This is a genomic window from Nocardia sp. CC201C, from assembly GCF_030010695.1.
Lineage (GTDB): Bacteria > Actinomycetota > Actinomycetes > Mycobacteriales > Mycobacteriaceae > Nocardia > Nocardia otitidiscaviarum.
Map to the genome: position 1 here is coordinate 1 of NZ_JASCXP010000463.1, position 5,581 is coordinate 5,581.

General features: G+C 68.2%; 7 protein-coding genes. 3 read left to right on the plus strand and 4 right to left on the minus strand.

Annotation, left to right across the window (positions count from 1 at the left end):
- The 3 genes from QK444_RS31685 to QK444_RS31695 all read left to right on the plus strand — a co-directional run.
- A partial coding sequence (locus QK444_RS31685; RefSeq protein ID WP_282785748.1) for an alpha/beta hydrolase fold domain-containing protein occupies window positions 1-256 on the plus strand: 256 nt, incomplete at its 5' end.
- An 84-nt stretch (window positions 257-340) separates the two neighbouring features.
- The gene (locus tag QK444_RS31690; protein ID WP_282785749.1) at window positions 341-889 is read left to right on the plus strand and encodes a hypothetical protein; all 549 of its coding nucleotides are present in this window, start codon (window positions 341-343) and stop codon (window positions 887-889) included.
- A gap of 285 nt (window positions 890-1,174) precedes the next feature.
- Window positions 1,175-1,732, plus strand: coding sequence for a putative immunity protein (locus QK444_RS31695; RefSeq protein WP_282785750.1), 558 nt, complete (start codon window positions 1,175-1,177; stop codon window positions 1,730-1,732).
- A 3-nt stretch (window positions 1,733-1,735) separates the two neighbouring features.
- On the opposite strand, the gene QK444_RS31700 is transcribed toward QK444_RS31695, so the two are convergent.
- The 4 genes from QK444_RS31700 to QK444_RS31715 form a co-directional block, all read right to left on the minus strand.
- Window positions 1,736-2,056 carry a hypothetical protein gene (locus tag QK444_RS31700; RefSeq protein WP_282785751.1) on the minus strand — a complete coding sequence of 107 codons (321 nt, stop codon included), beginning with the start codon at window positions 2,054-2,056 and terminating at the stop codon, window positions 1,736-1,738.
- A complete protein-coding gene (locus QK444_RS31705) occupies window positions 2,053-3,225 on the minus strand; it encodes a hypothetical protein (protein ID WP_282785752.1) in 1,173 nt (390 codons plus the stop codon). The genes QK444_RS31700 and QK444_RS31705 overlap by 4 nt, the downstream gene beginning before the upstream one ends.
- Before the next feature lie 202 nt (window positions 3,226-3,427).
- Window positions 3,428-3,955 (minus strand): DUF1990 domain-containing protein, encoded by a 528-nt coding sequence (locus QK444_RS31710; RefSeq protein WP_282785753.1) that lies wholly within the window; start codon window positions 3,953-3,955, stop codon window positions 3,428-3,430.
- A 402-nt stretch (window positions 3,956-4,357) separates the two neighbouring features.
- Window positions 4,358-5,581: HNH endonuclease signature motif containing protein (locus QK444_RS31715; RefSeq protein WP_282785754.1), on the minus strand; the 1,224-nt coding region annotated here is incomplete at its 5' end.

Consider the following 5,581-nt stretch of genomic DNA (forward strand, 5'->3'; position numbering starts at 1 on the left):
AACCAACCCCGACATCTCACCGCTGTTCGGCGACCTCCGCGACCTGCCGCCGACCCTGCTGGTCGTCGGAGCCTCGGACATCCTGCTCGAAGACAACCTGGCCCTGGCGGCCCGCCTCTGCGCCGCCGGCAACGACCTCGACGTGCGCGTGTACCCCGAATCCGTGCACGGCTTCACATCATCGCCGACGACCATGGCGGCCAAGGCGATCGAGCATGTGGGAGCCTGGCTCACGAAGCGGTTGAGTCAAGACTAGACAGGTGGTGAACGCTCACCATCTCTCCACATCCCCCGGCTAATGTCACTCCCGACGGAAACGCTCGGTAGGGAGGGGGATTCGATGGATGTGGGCCGATCGGTGGTGTCGCGGGCATTCCGGGGTTGGATTCGAGTCAGGCACGTTCGCTACCGGATCGCTGCCTGGCTCGCCCTGTCCGGTGCGCTCGTGTGGGCGCTGATGGCATTCGCTGCCTGGATGCAGTCGCAGGAAGGCAAGTGGCAAGGCGCCGAGTACCTGGCGCTCGGTGATTCGACGATCACCGCGGACAGTCTGCTCACTCTGCTGTCCTGGGCATCTCTCCTCGTCGCGGGACTGTTGGGCAGCGGTTCGGTACTTCTATTGCGTGGCATGGGGACTGGAGTGCCCTTGGTGCTGACCGGCGCCGTGGTGGTGGTTCTCGGGCAGATATTCGCGGCGATACTCGCGGGGATCCCGATCGATGCGTTCCGGTACTCAACGCCACCGCACGTCGTGTTCGCGACGCCGTTGGTGATCTTTCCGCTGATGACGATCCTCTGCATGGCGGAGTACACGTGGTTCGGTGGGATCGAGGCCATACCGCACGCAGGGCGCAAGTCATTACCGCGGTCGACTGAGGAGTGTCGATAGTACCGCGCCGACCGGAGTGGTGGACCGGCGCGGCAGGGATGCGAGAACGCCCGCGGTAGTGGCGAATTCACCGCGGCGTGCCGCCCGGAACATGCACCGACAGCGAACGGGCACTGCTGCTGGAATGGCTGCGGCGAACCGAAGAGAATCGCACCGACACCAGTGCCGAGCGGACCTCGAATCCCCTGTGATGTCCCCGCACCTTCGTTCGAAGGTTCTGTCGTGCTGAGTTCGATTCTTTGCGGAAAAGTCTCCACAGCGTGTTCAACGATACGGTTGAATGCTATGGCTACGACGGACAGCGATCTGATGATCGAACTCACCATGGCCGAGCTTCGCGAGGTCACGGCCTATGCGGTGGCCTGCGCGGAGCGCGTGCAGGCGATCTTCGAGCGGGATCGCCCGGACGATAGACGTCCGCGGATCGTTCTCGACGAGGCGCGTCGTTTCGTCGACGGCGGTCGGCGCACACAGGCGTTGCGCGTGGCCGCTCTCGACGCTCACCGGGCCGCGCGAGACGCCGGGGGGTTGCGTGCCGCGGCCGAGGCGGCGCGCGCGGCCGCCCATGCAGGTGGTGCCGCGTATCTGCACCCGTTGGCGAAGGCGACCCAGGGTGGGCACGTCCTCATGTCGGCCGCCTGCGCAGCTCATGCCTCGGAACTCGACGCCGGTGACGATCACGCCGTCGGTGCCGCCCACGTAGCCGAGGCGGTAGCGCTGGCGGGTCCGACCGTGGTCAGGGTGCTGCGACGGTATCCGCCCGCCCCGAGCGGGCGTGGGCGCGTCGGCGAATTGTGGCGGGAGCTGGACGTGTCGCTGCGGCGGTCGGCGGCGAACGAGTGAGATTCAGTTCGTGGACAGGGCGGGATCGGGTGGCTTCGGGGTGGGATCGGTGGGGATACGGAGCAGCGCGCGCTTCGCCAGGTGCGCGGCGAGGCGGTAGGCCAGGATCGCCGGGACGACGACCAGCAGGACCATGCGCAAGCACACCAGCATGCTGGTGACGGTCGGATAGGCGATGCCGATGCCATCGGGTGAGCCGAATCCGTGTCGTGCCGACAATGCCGCCGCGATCGGATGCAGGGCGAGGTACAGCGCGATCAGGATCAGCGGTATGCGCAGCGGTTTCCATACGGCGCGGAGTCGCGAACTGTCGGGGGCGCTCATGACGCGAGCTCCGGGCCGGAGGTGAGGAAGGCCAGCAGGAGGGCATTGCCGATCGCGCCGCCGGTGGCGAAGCGCAGGCGGGAGCCGCTGCGCAGCGGCAGGCCGAAGAGGTTCGCGGTGCGGTACAGGCGGGTGAAGGTATCGCGGTGGCCGAACGCGCGGGCCGGGGCGAGCGCGAAACCGGTTGCCGAGATGGAGGTTCCGAGGATCAGGGGGCCGCTGTCCATATCGCCTGGACCGTCGTAGCCGTCGCCGTACTCGTCGATTGCACTGAAGCCCAGGACGGTTCGCTCCTGGCGGAACAGCGCCGTTGTCAGTTCCGCGGCGAGTGCTCGGTCCGCGAATCCGGCGAAGTAGGCCGCCAAACCGGTCCCGGATGCGCGCGGGGCGTCATGGGCCCGGCCGTCGACCCCCATGCGCTGAACGATCAGGCCGGTGGCGCGATCGATCTGCACCTCGCGTACCCGCTGCGCCCAATGCGACAGCACCGCGGTGTGGTCGGTACCGGTCGCACGCCCGTGCACCGCGATCGCGGCGGCCACTGCGGCCACGTCGGTGGGGTACGCCTCACCGGGAAACGTATCCAGTAGGCCGGTAGGGGAGGCGAGCAGCCGGCGCGCGAGCGCGGCGACCACCGCGTCGTGTCGGACCGCGAGGTCGGCCGGGAACGCCGGATCGACCACGCGCGCCATACCGAGCGCGAGAGCGGGATAGGACAGGTAGGCGTGCCCGTCCGCGCTGTCGAGCTCGGCCATCCCGTCCCGGCCGTGCCAGGCCGCGGTGAACTCCGCGCGCATCTCGGGCAGCAGACTCTTGGCCGCCGCGCGAGTCACTATGGGCGCGTAGCGTTCCCGCCACTCCGGATACTCCAGACACACCTGTGCCAGCCCCAACGCGGTCATCTGATGAACGAGCAACCCCCACATCTCGGCGAGCCCCGCCAACCCGGCGGCCCGCCCCGCATCGTCATCGGCCTCGAAAGCCACCAGCTCCTCGGCGAGCCCACGCACCCGCCCCACATCCCCGCGATACCACTCGTCGGCATCCCGCCCACACCACCAACTCGGCAGCACGCCCGCGACGGCCACCGCCACCACGAGGCCGACCGCGATCGCGAGTGGACGGTGGAACCTGTTCGGCAGACGCAGGATTGAGATCGGTCTCCCCATGACCCGAACCTACCGTCCGCCCAACGGCAACAGCGTGGCCCCTGAGCGGTCCGCATCGGAGAAGCTCGCCGAACCTTTCGATATACAGGAATGCAGAGCCCGCACAATGCCTCGAGTAGCGAGTCGAGCTCGGCCATCTCGTTGGTCGTGGCCCGGCCCGCCAGTTCGCGTCGACAAGCTGTCAGCCCATCAGCACTCGCAGTCAGTCCATCAGCACTCGCAGATAGCGACGGCGGTAGAAGCGCTGGGCGAGGAGGAGAACGGGGAAGGCCGGTCGCCAGACCCCCGCGGGTGCGGGTCGTGTCAGTGATCGCAGCGTGAGATGAACCGTGCCGTTCGGTCCCCGGTGGACGATGAACGCCTCCTCACCCGATACGGGGTGCCCGGGGAGGGTGCCGTAGGCGAATCCGCGTCGGTCGGGTAGGTCGACTACCTCTACCACCCGCACCGGCTCATGCACCGATGCCGGTCCGAGCCCGACCGAGATCCGGTACTCCGCTCCCTCGGCGACACGATCGGCGGCACTGTCGCACGGGCTGACTCGGAACCCACTGCGCCGCTTGACTCCCCAGCGCAACAGATCCTTGGATACGTCCTCCCAGAACTCGTCGCCGTGTCCGATGGCGACGGTCTTCGCGAACCACCGAAACCCAGCCGGGTGCTCCTGCCAGTGTGGATCGGTGGGGCGGGTCGCTCCAACCGGCTGGTAGGTGACGGCGGTAGTCATCAAGACCTCGCTGAAGAGTGGTTGCGGCCGGGTACAGCGTGGGATGCTGAGCGCTCGCCGCCAACACGGCGTGCCGAACCTTACCGTAGCGCTACATCTTGACGCCTCGCTGGCGCTGGGGCGACGGTTTCCCGGTCGCGCTGGCTGACTGGACTGTCGTCCATTGAGAACGGTCGCGTTGCTGAGTGCCGATGAGTGGCGTACGGGCCAGGCGCGAGAACGAGTTGGTTGAGTTAGGCGAGGTGTTCGCGATTCCGATGGTCGAGCAGACGCCCGGGATGGCTCCGGGACACGCCGGCTCCCCGCAGGACGGGTACTTCGCCGCAGGGGTGTGCGGGGGTTTTCGAAGCAGTTCAGCGGCGGTGCCCCTCGGCGAGGATGCGCCCGGCGTCCAGCACCGCTGCACTATTCGCGCGCGCGGTGGGGTTCCCGAGGGCGATATCCATGACGGGATCCGTCTAGGTGGGCGTCCGGGTGATTGTGCGAGTCGCGGCGCTGACGCGCACGGCCGGAGCGGGACTCGCCAGGATTGCCCTCGCTGGTGTGGCCGGACTCGTATCCGTGGCGAGACCGATCGTGCTGGGGAGCCTCGCTGTGGTGGGACTCCTGCGCGTGGCGGAGATCCTGGCCGTCACAGGACTCTTGGCCGTGGCGGGATTCGCCGGTTAGAGCGGTGCCGTGCCGGGATTCGCTCGTTCGAGCGGTGCTGCGCCGGGATTCGCCTATGCGATCGGTGCTGCGCCGGGATTCGGCTGTGCGGTCGGCCAGTAGCCGGGCGCGGCGGCGGTTCACGCTCACGGCGAGTACCTGTTCGGGGTGATGGAACCGATTCACCCGCGGTCGCCGTCGCGGATCCACCGAGACCGGTGGACAGAACGCCGTCCGCCCCGCATCCACGCCACCAGCCGGGACACGGTGGGTGGCCCACCCGCTCGGATCCTCCGGGTCGGCGGTGATCTGCGCATGATGGGCATCGCACACCAAAGTGAGATTGTCGATATCGGTCGGGCCGTTCGCCGCCCACGGGATCAGGTGATGCATCGCGCACATCGTCGCCGGAGCCGAACAGTCGGGGTGGGTGCAGCCACGGTCGCGGGCGATGGCGGCCAACCGCTGCCACGACGACGCGATCCTTGCGCCTTCTCCCAAATACAGGGGCTTGCCTTGAGTTTCGTCGAAGAGCAGCAGCAGCGGGATCGAGCCCTGCGCCATCCGCCACGCTTCCCGCACCGGGATCGTCGTCCCCGACGCCGCCCGCGCCACCCCCGCACCCCGCAGCAGGTCGGTGACCGACATCGTCAGCACGATCGAGACCGGCAGGCCGCGATGTGCGCCCAGGTTGTCCGGCCCGCTGGCGGACAGGAACGCTGTCAATGCGTCGTGGCGCCGCTGCGCCGGAGTGCGCACATCACGCCCGACCGCGGCCGCCAACCGGTTCGGGTCGAACCCGTCGGGATCATGCACGCCGAGTTGGGGGCTGTCGGGGTCGTCGGGCATACACATGCCCGGCCGCGCCCATTTCGCGAATATCGTGTCGACCATGGCGCGCAGTTCGGGATCGAAACACGCGTGGAACGGGCTCATCCCGTCCAGGCGTTGTTCCCCGAAGGTGGCTGCCCGCAGGCGGGC